The sequence below is a fragment of the Collinsella aerofaciens genome (assembly GCF_964283865.1).
Lineage (GTDB): Bacteria > Actinomycetota > Coriobacteriia > Coriobacteriales > Coriobacteriaceae > Collinsella.
The window spans coordinates 185,960-201,123 of sequence record NZ_CAXYLS010000002.1; the positions used below are offsets into that span (position 1 = coordinate 185,960).

The 15,164-nt window shown below is 55.4% G+C and carries 17 protein-coding genes; 8 read left to right on the forward strand and 9 right to left on the reverse strand.

The annotated features are described in order from the left end of the window. Genes miaB through hflX form a run of 3 tightly spaced genes read left to right on the forward strand, consistent with a single transcriptional unit; the run spans window position 1 to window position 3,598 of the window. Window positions 1-1,371: a tRNA (N6-isopentenyl adenosine(37)-C2)-methylthiotransferase MiaB gene (gene miaB / locus ACRX4W_RS02250; protein WP_432299009.1), complete on the forward strand. Its 1,371-nt coding sequence runs from the start codon at window positions 1-3 to the stop codon at window positions 1,369-1,371. Further along, window positions 1,371-2,309, forward strand: coding sequence for a tRNA (adenosine(37)-N6)-dimethylallyltransferase MiaA (miaA, locus tag ACRX4W_RS02255; RefSeq protein WP_373204412.1), 939 nt, complete (start codon window positions 1,371-1,373; stop codon window positions 2,307-2,309). Before miaB ends, miaA begins: the two co-directional genes overlap by 1 nt. Next, window positions 2,309-3,598 carry a GTPase HflX gene (hflX, locus tag ACRX4W_RS02260; RefSeq protein WP_432299010.1) on the forward strand — a complete coding sequence of 430 codons (1,290 nt, stop codon included), beginning with the start codon at window positions 2,309-2,311 and terminating at the stop codon, window positions 3,596-3,598. Before miaA ends, hflX begins: the two co-directional genes overlap by 1 nt. Here hflX and ACRX4W_RS02265 read toward each other — a convergent pair. Next, window positions 3,583-4,287: a heparan-alpha-glucosaminide N-acetyltransferase gene (locus ACRX4W_RS02265; protein WP_117773506.1), complete on the reverse strand. Its 705-nt coding sequence runs from the start codon at window positions 4,285-4,287 to the stop codon at window positions 3,583-3,585. The genes hflX and ACRX4W_RS02265 overlap by 16 nt on opposite strands. Continuing rightward, window positions 4,287-4,931: a transcriptional repressor LexA gene (lexA, locus tag ACRX4W_RS02270; RefSeq protein ID WP_040359862.1), complete on the reverse strand. Its 645-nt coding sequence runs from the start codon at window positions 4,929-4,931 to the stop codon at window positions 4,287-4,289. Before lexA ends, ACRX4W_RS02265 begins: the two co-directional genes overlap by 1 nt. Before the next feature lie 163 nt (window positions 4,932-5,094). On the opposite strand from lexA, the gene ACRX4W_RS02275 reads away from it, so the two are divergent. Genes ACRX4W_RS02275 through dut form a run of 3 tightly spaced genes read left to right on the forward strand, consistent with a single transcriptional unit; the run spans window position 5,095 to window position 6,487 of the window. Continuing rightward, complete coding sequence (locus ACRX4W_RS02275; protein ID WP_161194491.1) at window positions 5,095-5,544, forward strand: LysM peptidoglycan-binding domain-containing protein; 450 nt, start codon at window positions 5,095-5,097, stop codon at window positions 5,542-5,544. A 51-nt stretch (window positions 5,545-5,595) separates the two neighbouring features. Next, entirely contained in the window at window positions 5,596-6,039 is a 444-nt protein-coding gene (gene nrdR, locus ACRX4W_RS02280) for a transcriptional regulator NrdR (protein WP_022093781.1), read from the forward strand. A gap of 4 nt (window positions 6,040-6,043) precedes the next feature. Next, a complete protein-coding gene (gene dut, locus ACRX4W_RS02285) occupies window positions 6,044-6,487 on the forward strand; it encodes a dUTP diphosphatase (RefSeq protein ID WP_117773504.1) in 444 nt (147 codons plus the stop codon). Window positions 6,488-6,880: 393 nt separating this feature from the next. Here dut and ACRX4W_RS02290 read toward each other — a convergent pair whose 3' ends face one another. Next, window positions 6,881-8,182, reverse strand: coding sequence for an MGDG synthase family glycosyltransferase (locus ACRX4W_RS02290; RefSeq protein WP_432299011.1), 1,302 nt, complete (start codon window positions 8,180-8,182; stop codon window positions 6,881-6,883). Between the two features lie 118 nt (window positions 8,183-8,300). On the opposite strand from ACRX4W_RS02290, the gene ACRX4W_RS02295 reads away from it, so the two are divergent. Both ACRX4W_RS02295 and ACRX4W_RS02300 read left to right on the forward strand, forming a co-directional pair. Next, window positions 8,301-9,239, forward strand: a complete 939-nt coding sequence (locus ACRX4W_RS02295; RefSeq protein WP_117773502.1) for an NAD(P)/FAD-dependent oxidoreductase — start codon at window positions 8,301-8,303, stop codon at window positions 9,237-9,239. A gap of 154 nt (window positions 9,240-9,393) precedes the next feature. Further along, window positions 9,394-10,005: a DUF1836 domain-containing protein gene (locus ACRX4W_RS02300; RefSeq protein ID WP_192934515.1), complete on the forward strand. Its 612-nt coding sequence runs from the start codon at window positions 9,394-9,396 to the stop codon at window positions 10,003-10,005. A gap of 73 nt (window positions 10,006-10,078) precedes the next feature. Here ACRX4W_RS02300 and ACRX4W_RS02305 read toward each other — a convergent pair whose 3' ends face one another. From ACRX4W_RS02305 to ACRX4W_RS02330, 6 genes are all read right to left on the reverse strand, one after another. Then, the gene (locus ACRX4W_RS02305; RefSeq protein WP_117773501.1) at window positions 10,079-10,945 is read right to left on the reverse strand and encodes a DegV family protein; all 867 of its coding nucleotides are present in this window, start codon (window positions 10,943-10,945) and stop codon (window positions 10,079-10,081) included. A gap of 177 nt (window positions 10,946-11,122) precedes the next feature. Then, complete coding sequence (locus ACRX4W_RS02310; protein ID WP_432299012.1) at window positions 11,123-12,235, reverse strand: C40 family peptidase; 1,113 nt, start codon at window positions 12,233-12,235, stop codon at window positions 11,123-11,125. 32 nt (window positions 12,236-12,267) lie between these two features. Next, entirely contained in the window at window positions 12,268-12,798 is a 531-nt protein-coding gene (locus ACRX4W_RS02315) for an adenine phosphoribosyltransferase (RefSeq protein WP_117773500.1), read from the reverse strand. 40 nt (window positions 12,799-12,838) lie between these two features. Then, on the reverse strand, window positions 12,839-13,717 hold the full coding sequence (ftsR, locus tag ACRX4W_RS02320) for a transcriptional regulator FtsR (protein WP_117773499.1): 879 nt from the start codon (window positions 13,715-13,717) through the stop codon (window positions 12,839-12,841). Between the two features lie 3 nt (window positions 13,718-13,720). Then, window positions 13,721-14,155: an FHA domain-containing protein gene (locus ACRX4W_RS02325; protein ID WP_192934514.1), complete on the reverse strand. Its 435-nt coding sequence runs from the start codon at window positions 14,153-14,155 to the stop codon at window positions 13,721-13,723. A gap of 66 nt (window positions 14,156-14,221) precedes the next feature. Next, window positions 14,222-14,926 (reverse strand): CDP-alcohol phosphatidyltransferase family protein, encoded by a 705-nt coding sequence (locus tag ACRX4W_RS02330; protein WP_089573364.1) that lies wholly within the window; start codon window positions 14,924-14,926, stop codon window positions 14,222-14,224. Between the last annotated feature and the right edge of the window lie 238 nt (window positions 14,927-15,164).

Consider the following 15,164-nt stretch of genomic DNA (forward strand, 5'->3'; position numbering starts at 1 on the left):
ATGGACCAGGGTTCCGTACGCGATATTCTTGCCGGTAAAACCTACTTTATCCGCACCTTTGGCTGCCAGATGAATCAGCACGACTCCGAGCGCGTGAGTGGCCTGCTCGACTCGTATGGCTGCCTCATGGCGCTCGATCCGGAGCATGCTGACATTGTCGTGTTCATGACGTGCTGCGTTCGCGAGGCAGCTGACACCCGTCTGTACGGTCAGTGCAACTCTTGTAAGAGCCTCCCGCCTTCGCCCTCGGGCAAGCGCGTAGTCGCCGTGGGTGGCTGCATCGCGCAGCGCGACGGCGAGGGTCTGCTCACCAATGTCGATAACGTCAATGTCATCTTTGGCACGCATTCGATCGCGCATGTGGCCGAGCTCATTGCCGAGGCATTCTTGGACGGCAAGCGTCATATTCGCACCAATGAGCACGAGGACACGGATGCTATGAGCATGCCGTGGCATCGTGAGACCCAGTATCACGCGTGGGTCCCCATTATGACGGGCTGCAACAATTTCTGCACCTATTGCATCGTGCCGTATGTGCGCGGCCGCGAAAAGAGCCGCCCCTTCGAGGAGATTGTCGATGAGGTGACCGGTCTGGTGCGCCAGGGTGTGCGCGAGATCACGCTGCTGGGCCAAAACGTTAACTCGTATGGCCGCGATCTGTTTGGGAAGCCGCGCTTTGCCGACCTGCTGCGCGCCGTTGGCGATACGGGCGTGGAGCGCATCTTCTTTACGTCTTCGCACCCCAAGGACCTACTGCCCGAGACTATCGACGCCATGGCCGAGACGCCCGCCGTCATGCCGCAACTGCATCTGGCCGTTCAGTCGGGCTCGACGCGCATTCTAAAAGAGATGAACCGTCGCTATACGCGTGAGGACTATCTGGACCTGGTCGATCGCATCCGCAACCGCATGCCCGATATTGCGCTCTCGACCGATATCATCGTTGGCTTCCCCGGCGAGACCGAGGAAGACTTTGAGCAGACGCTCTCGCTTGCCGAGACCGTTCGCTATGCTCAGGCCTACACGTTTATCTACTCCAAGCGCGCTGGTACCCCGGCCGCCGAGATTGATGATCCCACACCGCACGAGGTCATCCTTGAGCGCTTTAACCGTCTGGTCAAGGTTATCGAGACGACAGCGCACGAGTATAACCAGGGCGAGCTTCACACCGTGGTACCTGCACTTATTGAGGGTACGAGCAAGAAGAACGACGCTGTCCTTTTGGGTAAGAGCCCCAAGAACCAGACGGTGCATGCGCCGATTCCTGCTGGCTATAGCATCGATCAACTTATCGGCAAAATCGTTGATGTCGATATTGATGTCGCCAAGACGTGGTATCTGTCTGGCTCCGTCGTGGGCGAGCCTCGCTAATGATTTCCCCCGGTGCAAACCTTTCTGCCGTAGCGATCGTCGGTCCGACGGCGGTCGGCAAGAGTGATGTTGCCGACCGCCTGGCCGCTCGTCTTTCGTCCGAAGTGTTGTCGTGTGACGCGATGCAAATCTATCGCGGCATGGACATCGGTACGGCCAAAATGATGCCTGAGGAGTGCTCGGTGCCCCTGCGCCTTGTCGATATCGTGGATCCGGGCGTCGCGTATTCTGCTGCGCTCTATCAGTCGGATGCCCGAGCGCATATTGAGCGTTTACTTGCTGAACAACGTCTTCCGGTCTTTTGCGGCGGTACGGGCTTGTATCTCAAGGCCGCTCTCGATGAAATGGATTTTCCTTCGGGAGAACTTGAGGACGAACGCCGCGTGGGCTATCAGGAGCTTGCCGAGCGCATTGGCGAGGAAGCATTGCATGCCTTGCTTGCCGAGCGCGACCCGGAATCTGCTGCCGTGATTCATCCCCATAACGTGCGTCGTGTGATTCGTGCGCTCGAGATGCACGATGACGGCGTGTCATATGCCCAGCAGAAGTCGAAATTCAGTGTTCCGCGCGAGCGCTATCATGCCTTGTGGTTTGGTCTGACGCGTAGCCGTGAAGTGCTGTATGAGCGCATTAACCTACGTGTCGACCTGATGTTTGAGCAGGGACTGGTTGATGAGGTCCGTGGCCTTATGGACCAGGGCCTGGGCGATGCGCTCACGTCGATGCAGGCAATTGGTTACAAAGAGATTATTGATGCCTTGCGTGGCGCTATTACCATGGATGAGGCCCGTGAGCTTATCAAGATGCGCTCACGTCGCTATGCCAAGCGCCAGCTATCCTGGTTTAAGCGTGACGATCGCATCGTGTGGTTCGATATGGATGAGTTTACGATCGATGAGGTCGTTGATGATATTTACCATCGCATCGAGGCTGCCTAATGGCTCGTTTCCCTTTGGTCCCCACGGCGCCTGAACCCGAGCGCGCCATCTTGGTTGGTGTTGAGTGGCACGATAACGCCTGGCCGCTCGACCGTTCGCTCGACGAGCTCGAGCGTCTAGCCCACACTGCTGGGGCCCAATGCGTTGCACGCTTGTCTCAGCGCCTGGTCAAGCCCTATCCCAAATCGTTTATCGGCTCCGGAAAGGTCGAGGAGCTGTGCGGTTTGGTGCATCGCATGGATGCGGATGTTGTTATCTTCGACGACGACCTGACTCCTTCACAGCAGTCCTATCTTGAGAAAGCCGTGGGCGAACCGGTCAAGATTATTGACCGTACGGCGTTGATTTTGGATATCTTTGGTCTGCATGCCCAGACGCGTGAGGGCCGCTTGCAGGTGCAGCTGGCACAGTTGCAGTACCTGTTGCCTCGTTTGCGAGGTATGTGGAGCCACCTTGCCAAGGAACAGACGCGTGGCGGTATTGGCTCGCGCTTTGGCCAGGGCGAAAGCCAACTCGAGGTCGACCGTCGTCTGATTCGCAATAAAATCGCTGCGCTTCGACGCGAACTGAAACAGGTTGAACAGCGCCGCGATGTGCAATCGAAAAGCCGTATTGAATCGCCAGCGTTTCGCGTTGCGTTGGCTGGCTACACCAATGCCGGCAAGTCGACGCTGCTTAATCGTTTGACGGGATCCACGGTACTTTCGCAGGATAAGCTGTTTGCCACGCTCGATCCTACAACGCGCTCGTACCGTTTGCCCGGTGGTCGTGGCATGACGATCACCGATACCGTCGGCTTTATTCAAAAGCTGCCCCATGGTCTGGTCGATGCCTTTAAATCGACGCTGTCCGAGGTTTTGGGCGCCGATCTAATTCTCAAAGTCGTAGATGCGTCTGACGAGGACTATGAGCGGCAGCTGGAGGCTGTCGACCGCGTGCTTGATGAGATCGGCGCCGGAGAGCGTTTAACGCTGACCGTATTCAATAAAATCGATCTTCTCGATAGCGTCGATCGATTGAGTTTCCGTCGTCGCTATCCGGAGGCCGTTCTGTTCTCGGCCCAAACGGGCGAGGGGCTCGACGATCTCGTCGACCGGATTGCTCGCGAGGCAGCTGCCACCGATGTGTTGCTCTCCGCTGATATCCCGTATCGTGAGGGCGCTCTCATCACGCTGGTGCATGAGCAGGGAACCCTTCTGCATGAGGAATATCTCGAGGACGGCGTTCGCATTGTGGCGAAGTTGCCGGCTCGTATTGCACCGCTGCTCGAGCGTTATCGCACCGAGTAGACGAGCTCCAAAATGCCCAGAATGATGGGCTGATGCAGCAGATAAAAGAGGAGAGCGTGACGTCCAAGGCTGGCGAGCGCCGGCAGGGGGTTGGCGTAGGCCCAGCTAGGGACGGTCTTATCGATTCCCTGCGCTATGTGTGCGGCGAAGTATCCTGCAAGATACATAAAGATAAACGGGATGATGGGGTAGTAATCACCTGAGATAAACCCAGGGCTCGGAAATCCCAGCCACGCCAGGTAGGGGACAGGGTAGATCGTTTTGGGGATGCTCCAGGTGATTACGAACAACATAAGGCATAGGGGCATGCCCCATCTCGCCGTTATCTTCTTAAGGACGGGATCGGTCAACGCCACGATGCCGGTGCATGCGGCCATGCAGTAGATGATGCCAAAATTAACCGAATCGTCGACTGAGACAAGTGTTGTTGCCAACCAGACAACGAGTGCTGCTAAGGCGTATTTGGCGGCACGTTTGATATTGTTGCGCGAAAGGGTGCACATCCAACCGGCGATAAACAAAAATACCCAGCTGATGCTGGCGCGCCAGATGTCTTGAAAGGCTGACTGGGTAAACCAGGGCATATCCCAGCCGTACAGGTAGGCGAGATCATAGCAAGCGTGAAAACCTGCCATAGAAATCATCGTAAACCCGCGGACGGTATCAAATATGGTGATGCGTTTTTGCATTACGAGAACCGGCGCATCAAGCCGACGACTTTGCCCAGGATAACGGGATTCGTTGCATAGATAGGTTCCATGGTGTCGTTCTCGGGCTGCAAGCGCACACGCCCCTGCTCCTTGTAGAACGTCTTGACGGTCGCCGAACCATCAATCATGGCCACGACAATTTCGCCGTTCATGGCACTCTTTTGTTCACGGACGATGATGTAATCGCCATTGAAGATGCCGACATTGATCATTGAGCTCCCATGCACCTCAAGGATAAAGGAACCCTGATCAGTGGCGATTTCGGTCGGGATAGTAAACGTGTCTTCGATATTCTGCTCGGCCAGAATGGGAATCCCAGCCGCGACGCGACCAACGAGCGGTAGCGAGACCGTTCCGCGAGGTGCGGTGGGCTCGTCAGATTTAGAAATTGAGACAGAGGAACCATCCTCGTTAAAGAGTTCCAGGGCGCGCGGTTTGGTGGCATCGCGCTTGAGTAGCCCGCGCGCCTCCAGGGCAGAGAGATGGGCGTGCACGGTGCTGGGGGAGGAAAGGCCCACGGCAGAAGCCATCTCGCGCACGCTGGGCGGATAACCCTTCTCCTGCTGATATTCCTTGATGAAGTCGTAAATTTGCTGCTGACGCTTGGTAATTTTGCGAGCCATCAGGGCATCCTCTCTACCCATGTCAAACAAATGTTCGAATTTTGCTTGACAGGAACAACTGTTCGAAGATAATAATAACCGAACATTCGTTCTCGCGCTAGACATTTTTGTCCGCGCGGCTTGATAAAACTGTTCTCAGCAAAACACGCGAGAGGAGAACATGATGAACGTAACGAATATGGTCCAGGGAAACCTCGCCCTTAAGCTCGAGACGCCTGCAGAACCCACTTTTACGGTTGTTCAGGGTGGCCGCTCCGGCTTTCAGCCTTTGACCGTAAAGCCTGCGCGCAATCAGCAGGCTGTAGTCGCGCCGGCCCGCGTTGCCCTGAAGGTTCCGACGATTGTCGCCGTCGCCGTTGCGCTTACGCTCTTCTTTGTCCTCGCTATGTCGGTCTTTAGCACTCGTCACGCCGCGTATGCCGAGTCCGTTTCCAACATTACCTACGAGACCATTCGCGTTCAGCCTGGCGATTCTCTTTGGTCGATTGCCGAAGAATATCCAATCGAAGGCCTTTCCACGCAAGAGACTTCCGACATGATCCGTAGCGTCAATCATCTGGAGCATGGTTCGCTCGCCGCCGGTGCGCATCTTAAGGTTCCTGCTCGTTCGTAATCATTATCGCGCTGCGCATGGTACCCTTGTTATCGTTTAAGAGGAGGTACCATGCGCTGTCCCAAATGCGGCAAGGCACATACCCGCGTCGTTGATTCCCGTATGCAGGAGTCAAATAACACCATTAAGCGCCGTCGCGAATGTTGCTCGTGTAACTACCGCTTTACAACGTTTGAGCGATGCGAGGACCCTATCGAGGTCATTAAGTCAGATGGAACTAAGCAGCGGTTCGATCGCAATAAGCTTCTTGTCGGCTTGATGCGCGCCACCATCAAGCGCGATATCGACACTAAGAAGCTCAATGAGATTATCGATGACATCGAGGTCGAGCTGCGCTCTCGCACACTGACGGCCGTCACGTCCCATGAGTTGGGTGACATGGTGCTCAAGCGCTTGGCCAAGATCGACAAGGTGGCGTACATCCGCTTTGCCTCGGTCTACCGCGATTTCAAAGACGTCGATGAGTTTCTGCAAGAGCTCGACAAGCTAAGGTGATTCCATGTCCAACATTACCGTCAACATAAAGCGTCTCGATCCCACCGTCGAGCTTCCCAAATACGCCCATCCCACCGATGCCGGCTTGGATTTGCGCTCCAATGAGGACTGCGTCCTGAAGCCCTTCGAACGCCGTCTGGTCTCTACGGGGCTGGCCATCGCCCTGCCCGATGGCTACGCCGGCTTCGTTCAGCCCCGCAGCGGCTTGGCCATCAAGCAGGGCCTGTCTATAGTCAACACGCCGGGCCTCATCGACGCCCACTACCGAGGAGAACTCAAGGTTATCCTCATCAACCTGGATCCCTCCATTAACATTCAAATCAATAAAGGCGACCGCATAGCCCAACTCGTCATCCAAGAAGTCCCCACGGTCAACCTCATAGAAGTAGAAGAACTAGACAAAACCGACCGAGGCAACGGAGGCTTCGGCTCCAGCGGCATCGCCTAGGGCGCTCGTATCCCTCCCGCCCGGGGCTTACCTATATCATTCCATGCTCAAACATTCTCGCGTCGCTTCGCTCGCTGCGAAACTGCGCGTGGAACGATATGTGAGAGAGGCGGGCGGGCGGCTACTCGCTTGAAAAAATATTTACATTCTAGTAAGCCAATGCGACAAAGGAACAATCCCTTTGTCGCATTGGCTTACTGTATTTAGATTTTCCGGTTTCGCCTTTGAAGGTTCTAGTGGTGGGGAATCTGGTATAGCTGCTAGTACGTAAACGCAGCTTACCTGCGGGAGGCCCCTATATATCGTCCCACGCGCAGTTTCGCAGCGAAGCGAGAATGTTTGAGCATGGGATGATATATAGGGGCCTCCCGCAGGTAAGCGGACATAAAGACGCTAGCGGATATGCGCGGGTTTTCCGCCCCAGTAGAAGCGGCAAAAGGTTCTTTTGCGCTTTTGGGGTTTGCCTACGAGCTCCATGGTTGCGATGGCTATGTCTTCGGCTGCGTGTGGGCGGCGTAGTACTTCGCCGTTGATGAGCAGTGCCTTGAGCGACTCAGGATGATCGTGGAGATGACGCAACGTCACGATGAGCTCTCGTGCGGTGGTGACATGCATGCTGGCGCCCATGCCGGTGAGCATGGTGGTGTTGGCCTTTTCCTGGCCATAGGACTTGCCCAGCAGGATCATCGGCAGGTGTGCGCACAGGCATTCGGTGACGGTGAGTCCGCCCGATTTGAGAATTGCCAGGTCGCAGCCGTGCATAAGCGCTGCCATATCATCGACATAGTCCAGAACCGTGACGTTTTCGAGCTTCATGGCGTCGAAGAGCGTTTTGAGGCGGGTGGCATATTCGGTGTCTTTGCCCGGCAAAAAGACAAAGTGCATGTCTTCGAAGCTGCGTAGGAAGGGGAGGGTGCGGTCCATCTCCGCGCGAAAGCGAGCGTACGGTTGAGGCAAGCTGGCACCGGCCATTACCAGCACGACGGTCTTGTCGGTGGGGAGGTTGAACTTAGCTAGCTCTTCCTCGCGATCGTAATCCGTGTCGAATCCGGCGCGAATAGGAATGCCGGTAATGCGAATCTTTGTCTCGAGCACCTTGCGCGGACGCAGCGTTTCGGCCATAAATTCGTTGGCAACACAGAATAAATCGGTGTCCTTGTGGGGCCACCATCCCTCGACTTCGTAGTCGGTCGGTACGCAGATGACCGGATAATCGATACCCGTAATTACGCGGGCGCCCACGGCAACATTGGCTGCTGTGATGTGCGTTGCAACCACGGCTATGGGCCTGCGGCTACGAATATATTCGTTGAAGGCGGGGAACATAATTCGCGACCATGCCGTTCCGCCACCCCAGAGAAGATGTCCCGTAAGCGTATATCGCCAGGTCAGGTCGTAAATGGGGCGCGTGGCTCCCGTAAAAGAAGCCGCGGTCTTATTGCCGTCGAATTTAATACGTCCAAAATCAAGGATATCGAGCACTTCAATCTCAATATCCTCGGGGATGCCATTGGTGCCGCGGATGAGGTCGAATGCCTGCGCTATCGCATTTGCGGCGGCCTTGTGGCCCGAGCCAACGGAGGCGTGCACGATGGTCACGAGAGGTTTTTGTTGAGCCAGGAGCGTGGTTTGCTCCGATTGGGGAGTGCTGTGCGTGAGCAGGGGAGCGTCGTCACTCGTCTGCGCCTGGTCCATCGATAACTCCCCTTCAGCTTTGTAATACGGATTTATCATTGTAGTGCATGAGTGTCACGTTCACGTAAATTTGGGTATGAGCGCAAAGAACGTCAATGTTTCGACGAGAGGATGTTCCATGACTACCGATCAGCCGATCGATGTTGCGATTATCGGTGGCGGCCCCGCGGGCTATGCTGCCGCCATTTATGCTGCGCGTGCCAACCTGACGACGACCGTGATTGAGCAGGGCATGTCGGGAGGGCAGATCGCCACAACCAATGAGGTCGAGAACTATCCGGGTTTCCCGCTCCTGAGTGGCGCCGAACTTGGCGAGCGTTTTCAGCAGCATGCAGAGGGCCTGGGAGCACAGGTTACATGGAGCATGGTTACGGGTATCGATTACGATGCCGATGCAGCGTTGTTTACGGTGCATCACGATATGGGCGATACGCTGGCCTCGAGCGTTATCGCTTGCATGGGTGCCACGCCGCGTCCGGCAGGTTTCGCAGGCGAGGATACGTATCGCGGTCGTGGCGTTTCATATTGCGCAACATGTGACGGCATGTTTTTCCGCGGCAAGCAGGTTTTTGTAATCGGTGGTGGCAATTCGGCATGCGAAGAGGCGCTGTTCCTGTCCGACATTGCCAGCAGTGTGACCATCGTGCTGCGCCGCGACCAGTTTCGTGCGCCCGATGGTGTTGTTCAGAAAGTACTCGCAAAGGACAATATTACAGTTAGGTACCAAACTAGTATTGTGGAGCTATCGGGCGAAGCCATGCCAACGACGATTACCTTTAAGGACAATGCATCTGGCGAGACTCATACCGAGTCATTTGAACCTGGCTCGTTTGGCATCTTTGTCTTTACGGGGATGCTGCCGCATACCGAGCTGGTTGAGCATCTAGTCGATCTGGCTCCTGACGGCGGCATTGTCACCGACGATTCGATGGCCACCCGTACGCCCGGCTTATTCGCAGCCGGCGATATCCGTTCCAAGCGTTTACGCCAGGTTGTGACCGCCGTTTCGGACGGAGCCATAGCAGCAACGAGCGCATACGCGTTTCTCCGTGAATAAGTACGATAATATATCTTATGTAAGGTTGCTATCTTTAAACAAAGTGGTTGGACGATGCATCAATGTGTTGTCCAACCACTTTTACTTGCCGGCTATGTGGTATGCAAAACTAGATAACCTAGAATACAATATAGAAAATGAACGGAGGACCTTTATGAACCACGTTAAACACGTTATTCCGATGTCCGATTCGTCGGTAAGCATTAAGCCCGAGGATATTCAGCCCACGGTGCTGCCCGATGCATTCATTCAGTCCGATATCGTGCGTAAACTCAATACGTTGAGTCTGCCGCGCTATAACCAGTTGCCCAATGTGACACTCTACCGCGACCAGGTCATTGAGTATGTTGCGCTGTGGATGGAGCCGCTGTCCATTTGCGTTGAGCACCCTGTCATTACGCCATCGATGATCAATAACTACGTGAAGGTCGGCCTGGTGCCTGCTCCGGTCAAAAAGCAATATGGCCGCGAGCAGATTGCCCGCCTGATCGCTATCTGCCTCTTTAAGCAGGTGCTACCTATTGCTGCGGTGCAGGCACTCTTTAACATTCAGCGTTTGAGCTACGATGCCCCGACGGCCTTCGATTATGTGGTCGATCAGCTCGAGGCATCGATTCGTTCGGCGTTTTCCGTCGAGCAGGCGCCGGTTCCCGATACGGCGCATCAGGTAACGCGTGAGTCGCTGCTTGTGCGCAGTGCGGTTTCATCCTTCGTTTCGAAAGCGTACCTGATGAGCTATCTAAAGTTTAATGGGTTTAATAGCTAGCCGACGTATAAAACGGGCGGAACAAAGGGCTATCTGCCACTTTGTCCCGCCCGTATTTTTGCTTGGTTGGACGTTATTGGCCCGAAGCCACGCCCATGCCGTAGCCGATAATGAGCCCATACATTTCGGCATAGTATGAATCTAGCCCGTTACAGGGCATGATGATAGTCTTGGAGCCTGGCCAGCGCTCCACAATTCGGCTGGCAAGTGCTTGGGCGCCTGCCTCATTCTCGACATGGTCGATAACGACCTCGCCGCCCGTAAAACCTTCGGCTTCCATGGTGTCGATGATCTTGTTGAGCATCTTCTTTTCGCCACGCGTGTGCCCGACGAGCTCGATTTTACCGGCCTCGCTCGCCGTGCCCAAAATGCGAATATTGAGCTTGTTGGCAATGACGCCGGCTGCCTTAGGAATGCGTCCTGCCTTTGCAAGGTTCTCGTAATTACACAGGCTAAAGAGAATCTTGCTGTTTTGCTCGAGACTGTCGAAGTAAGCGCAGGCGTCCTCAAAGGAAACGTCCGGGTTACTTGCAAGATAACGATCAAACAGCAAGAAGATCAGATCCATCTTGCCGCCTGCTGCCCGCGAATTGACCAGGTGAATCTGACGATTGGGCTCCTCGGCAAGTACCATATCGCGTGCCGTAGCGGCAGCGTTATAGCTTCCAGAGACACCCTCCGAGATTGGCATGCAGATCGTCTTGTCGGCGAGCTTAAAGAGCTCAGCCCACTCCCCCACGCTTGGGCAGGCGCTCGATGATGCGCTGGCTTCCGACTGAATGGCAACATTAAGCTCGTGAACATCGAGCAAAAGGTCGTCGACAAATTCGCGCTCCCCTACTCGAATTTTGAGAGGAGCGAATGCAAAGGTGGTACGGGGTGCAGTCGGTTGCCAATCGCGAAGATTGCAGCTCGAATCTGAGATAAGTGCCCAGCTCATTGAGGGTCCTTTCTAGTTGTTCCCCAACAATTATAGCCATCTTTTTGATTGATTGGACGGCTATCTAGTTTTGAATACTAGATAGCCGTCCTGATTTTATGGCAAACGGTAGGGAAAAAAGAATGGGCCTCGTGACTCAAGATCGCGAGGCCCACGTTCGTTCGCTGCAGTAATAAATTAGTAGCGCACGAAAATGTAATTGTTGTTCATGCCGGCGGCAACGGAGCTGATGATGACGCCCGTTTTGTAGTCGGAAGCATGGATCATCTGACCATCACCGATATAAATGCCGGTATGGTAGGAGTTAACCACAACATCGCCGGGTTGCGGATCGGACACACGGGTCCAACCCATGAAGTCGACCGTGGTGCCCAGACGGCAGTAGCGTCCCGTGAGGCAATAGCTTACAAAACCGGAGCAGTCAAAGCTGTTCGGTCCAATGCCGCCCCAAGAATACGCATAGCCGAGCTTGCTGTAGGCGCGCGAAACAACGGAGCCACCATCAACAGACTGACTCGGTGCTGAAGGCGTGGGAGCCGGAGCGGGCGTGGGGGCAGGCTGCGGTGCGGGAGCCGGCGTGTTGCCGCCCTGGTTGTTGTTATTGTTGGTCTGGCCGCCATTGTTGGTGTTCTCGGTCGTACCGGCGGTGTCGTTGCTCACCGTGGCCTTTTCGGCGGTGCTAGCATTAATGCCAGCCTGCAGCGCAGCGTTGGCCTCGGCCTCGGCAGCGAGCTCGGCCTGCAGCTGCGAATCCAGGGAGTTTACGACGTTCTGGGCTTCAGCCTGCTGGGCATTAAGCTCGTCGACCTTCTTTTGCGTGGTGGCGACGTTCTTCTCCTGCTCGGCCTGCTTATCGGTGAGCTGCTGCTTAAGCTCCTTGACCTCTTGAATGGTCTGAGCTTGCTTATCGGAAACTTTGCCGTAGTAGAACAGACGGTTGAGCATATCGCTCAGATCATCGACACCCGTCAAAACCTGAAGCAGGCTCAAACCGCCGGTTTTGTACTCGCCGGCGACATAGGTCGAGAGCTTGGCCTGACCATCGGCGATCTCCTGCTGCTTTTGCGTGATCTCGCCGGCAGTCTGATCGAGCGCCTGCGTCTGCGTGGCAAGCTCATCGTAAATCTGCTGGGTTTGGGTGCCGATCTGCTCGAGTTTCGTACGAGCAGCGGCAAGGTCGGATGCGGTATCGGCGTAGGCAGGAGCCGCGAGGCCCAAGCCCAAAACACAAGCGAGGGTTGCCGTAGCAGCGCAGCGTGCCATGTTTTTGTGCGTGTTTGCTGTGCGCATGTAGCTTCCTTTCCAGTAACTAAGGGTAACGGCTAGCCTACCGTCACCAGGCTAAAGAGCTCCACATCGTCATCAGACGGCGTGAGCTTCTCGCGCGGGTTGAGAAACGCAAGCTCAAGTATACAACCGTAACCGATAAGCTTTGCGCCCATATCTCGCACCAGTTTACCTGTTGCCTCGACGGTTCCGCCCGTCGCGACCAAGTCGTCCAGAATCAACACGGTATCTTTAGAGCTGATAGCGTCGGCATGGATCTCAATTGAATCGGTGCCGTACTCGAGCTCGTAGCTCTGGCTTACGGTCTCGCGCGGCAGCTTGCCCGGTTTACGTGCGGGAACAAAGCCGGCGCCAAGGGCTACAGCCACCGGTACGCCAACCATAAAGCCGCGAGCCTCGGGACCCACGACCTTGGTGATCCCCATGCCGGCAAAGTGCTCGGCGAGGGCATCGGTCATGGCTTTGAGCGCCTCGGGATTGCCAAAGAGCGGCGTGATGTCTTTAAAGACGACTCCGGGCTCGGGATAGTCGGGGATGTCGACGATTTGAGATTCGAAGTCGTACATTGCATGACCTTTCAATGAGTTGCCGAAATATCAGCAGCGGTTATTTGCCCGCGGTGACGGTGCCGGAGTGCGAAGGGGCGACGACCTTGAGCGGCTTTACGAGAGAATCCTCGTGCGAAGCAGGCGCGGCAGTTTCTTCGTTTTTGGCCTTGGTGGACTCGGAGCGAGCGATTTCCTCATCGAGTGCATCGATGTCGGCGTCCTCGACCACGGCGTTGAGCGACTCAAAAACGCGGTTTTTGAGCAGCGCGGTGTGCACGCCCTCCGTCAGGTCGTGAAGCTTCTTAAACGCACGCTCGAGCTTGGCGTCGCGCTCGTCATCGGAGGTATCCATGCCGAGCATGCTCACGAGCACCTGCTCAAACATCGAGGACTCGCGGTTGGCGGAAGACACGTACTGACGCAGGTTGCGCGGCTCGATATGGAAGCGTGACAGCTCGGAGCAGTAACGGATGATCGGAAAATCGCGACCATCGACGAGCTCACGATTCTGCGGACTCTTGATGATGCGAATAAGGTCGTTCTCGGCGAGCGAGCGGATAAACGAAATCTCGACGCCCAACATATCGGGAATGGTCTCGATGGGATGCAGCTTTTGTTTAGTCTCCTTGGGCTCCGTCTTGAGCGGAACATCGGACAGTAAGCCCACCTCGTAGGCGAGCGTTGACAGGTCCGTAGCGTTTTCCAAGCGCTGCTTAATCACGTTGAGCGGCATGTAGCGGGTCTTCTGCAGGTGCAGAATGACCTCCAGGCGATCAACGTCCTCCTTGGAGTACTGACGGTATCCCTTAGGCGTACGATGAGGGGTAATGAGCCCCTCATCCTCTAGAAATCTAATTTTTGAGTTCGAAAGATCGGGGTATGCGCCTCGAAGAAGGTTGACGACTTGGCCGATACTCAAATAGTTGCGTTCGGCCATGCCCTACTCACCGGTTTCGATGCGCTCCGGCGTGCTCTCGTGGTAGATGAGCGTAAACGTACCGATCTGGACGGATGAACCATCGTGCAGCGGGGCTGCATTGACGATGGCACCGTCGACCCAGGTGCCATTGAGCGAGCCCAAGTCCTCGATGCGAGCCTGGAGCCCCTCACGAATAATGCGCGCGTGGCTGCGCGAAACGGTCATGTCATTGAGGAAGATGCCGTTCGCAGGATCGCGGCCGATGGTGGTCACGTCGTCCTCGAGCTCAAAGGCGGCACCAGTCTGCGGACCCTTGACGATGGACAGAACGGGGGCGGTGATGCGCACGTTGGCCATGAGGTCGGGAACGGTGACGTCGCTTGAAGGCACGCGGAATACGCAGGTAGCGTCAGCAGTCTTATCATTCTGAGGCATATTGTTAACCATGTTGTCCATGACAACCCCTAACTTATCGCGGACGTGCCGCAAATAATGAACCGTACGTAATCATACCCCAACGAATCAGTCTTCGATTTCAGGGTTCAGAAAGTCGATGTCCTCGTCCTCGGGATGCGCGAGAGCCTGTTTAATGGCCACTCCGCCCTTAATGGAATAGATGACAGCCGTGAGCATGGAGAAGATCACGCCGCCGTACACAAAGAAGATGCCGAGGGGCACCGAGCTTCCGTTGAGGCCCGGGAAGGCCGTAAGGGTTGAAGGTAAAAGATGCAGGCCGTCAATAACGGGGAACCCGAGCAGCATGAGCGAGAAGCCGGTCATGAGCAGTGCAGTGGCAATCTTTCCGGGAAAGACGACATCGATGGGGCGACGGTGATAATGACGAACGATAAGCGTGCCGATGCCCAGATAGATGTCGCGGCCAATAATGAGCACGCAGACCCAGATGGGCAGCTCTCCGCGGACCACCAGCCCAAGTACGCCGGTGAACAGCAGCGCACGGTCGCAGATGGGATCCATGACCTTGCCGAGCCACGAGACCGTCTTGGTCATGCGGGCGATCTGACCGTCCATCCAGTCGGTAGAGGCGGCAACGGCGTAGATAACGATGGCGATGACGCGGTTGTTATCCGTCACAAACAGGTACAGAAATACCAGGGTGAGGATCAGGCGCGTAAAGGTGATGAAATTGGAGATCGTAAAGATCTTATTCGACGGGTAATCGGAAGTGCCGATAAGCTCCTTTTTGATCTTCTTTTTGATGCCCACAGGACTCCCCCGCTGGTTAACGACAAAACTTTCGATACTATACCCGTTCCGGCGATGTCTATCCAGCGTAAGCATAGAGAGTCCAGACATATGGAGGATGCTACTGGGTTGTGCGGGATTCTGCATTTGTGTACATCAGCCTCCAAATATGACATTTTTCGGCATCTTTGATGGCTGATGTACACGTTTTGATTCGGTGATTACATCTATCGGGAAAGTTGTTGCCTTAAGCAAATTA

What these genes read in the sequence shown, in the direction of transcription:
- ACRX4W_RS02295 (WP_117773502.1), top strand. Translation starts at nt 8,301, where the DNA reads ATGACTACCGATCAGCCGATCGATGTTGCGATTATCGGTGGCGGCCCC.
- ACRX4W_RS02305 (WP_117773501.1), bottom strand. Translation starts at nt 10,945, where the DNA reads ATGAGCTGGGCACTTATCTCAGATTCGAGCTGCAATCTTCGCGATTGG.
- lexA (WP_040359862.1), bottom strand. Translation starts at nt 4,931, where the DNA reads ATGGCTCGCAAAATTACCAAGCGTCAGCAGCAAATTTACGACTTCATC.
- ACRX4W_RS02300 (WP_192934515.1), top strand. Translation starts at nt 9,394, where the DNA reads ATGAACCACGTTAAACACGTTATTCCGATGTCCGATTCGTCGGTAAGC.
- dut (WP_117773504.1), top strand. Translation starts at nt 6,044, where the DNA reads ATGTCCAACATTACCGTCAACATAAAGCGTCTCGATCCCACCGTCGAG.
- hflX (WP_432299010.1), top strand. Translation starts at nt 2,309, where the DNA reads ATGGCTCGTTTCCCTTTGGTCCCCACGGCGCCTGAACCCGAGCGCGCC.
- ftsR (WP_117773499.1), bottom strand. Translation starts at nt 13,717, where the DNA reads ATGGCCGAACGCAACTATTTGAGTATCGGCCAAGTCGTCAACCTTCTT.
- ACRX4W_RS02315 (WP_117773500.1), bottom strand. Translation starts at nt 12,798, where the DNA reads ATGTACGACTTCGAATCTCAAATCGTCGACATCCCCGACTATCCCGAG.
- ACRX4W_RS02290 (WP_432299011.1), bottom strand. Translation starts at nt 8,182, where the DNA reads ATGGACCAGGCGCAGACGAGTGACGACGCTCCCCTGCTCACGCACAGC.
- ACRX4W_RS02275 (WP_161194491.1), top strand. Translation starts at nt 5,095, where the DNA reads ATGAACGTAACGAATATGGTCCAGGGAAACCTCGCCCTTAAGCTCGAG.
- miaB (WP_432299009.1), top strand. Translation starts at nt 1, where the DNA reads ATGGACCAGGGTTCCGTACGCGATATTCTTGCCGGTAAAACCTACTTT.
- miaA (WP_373204412.1), top strand. Translation starts at nt 1,371, where the DNA reads ATGATTTCCCCCGGTGCAAACCTTTCTGCCGTAGCGATCGTCGGTCCG.
- ACRX4W_RS02265 (WP_117773506.1), bottom strand. Translation starts at nt 4,287, where the DNA reads ATGCAAAAACGCATCACCATATTTGATACCGTCCGCGGGTTTACGATG.
- nrdR (WP_022093781.1), top strand. Translation starts at nt 5,596, where the DNA reads ATGCGCTGTCCCAAATGCGGCAAGGCACATACCCGCGTCGTTGATTCC.
- ACRX4W_RS02325 (WP_192934514.1), bottom strand. Translation starts at nt 14,155, where the DNA reads ATGGACAACATGGTTAACAATATGCCTCAGAATGATAAGACTGCTGAC.
- ACRX4W_RS02310 (WP_432299012.1), bottom strand. Translation starts at nt 12,235, where the DNA reads ATGCGCACAGCAAACACGCACAAAAACATGGCACGCTGCGCTGCTACG.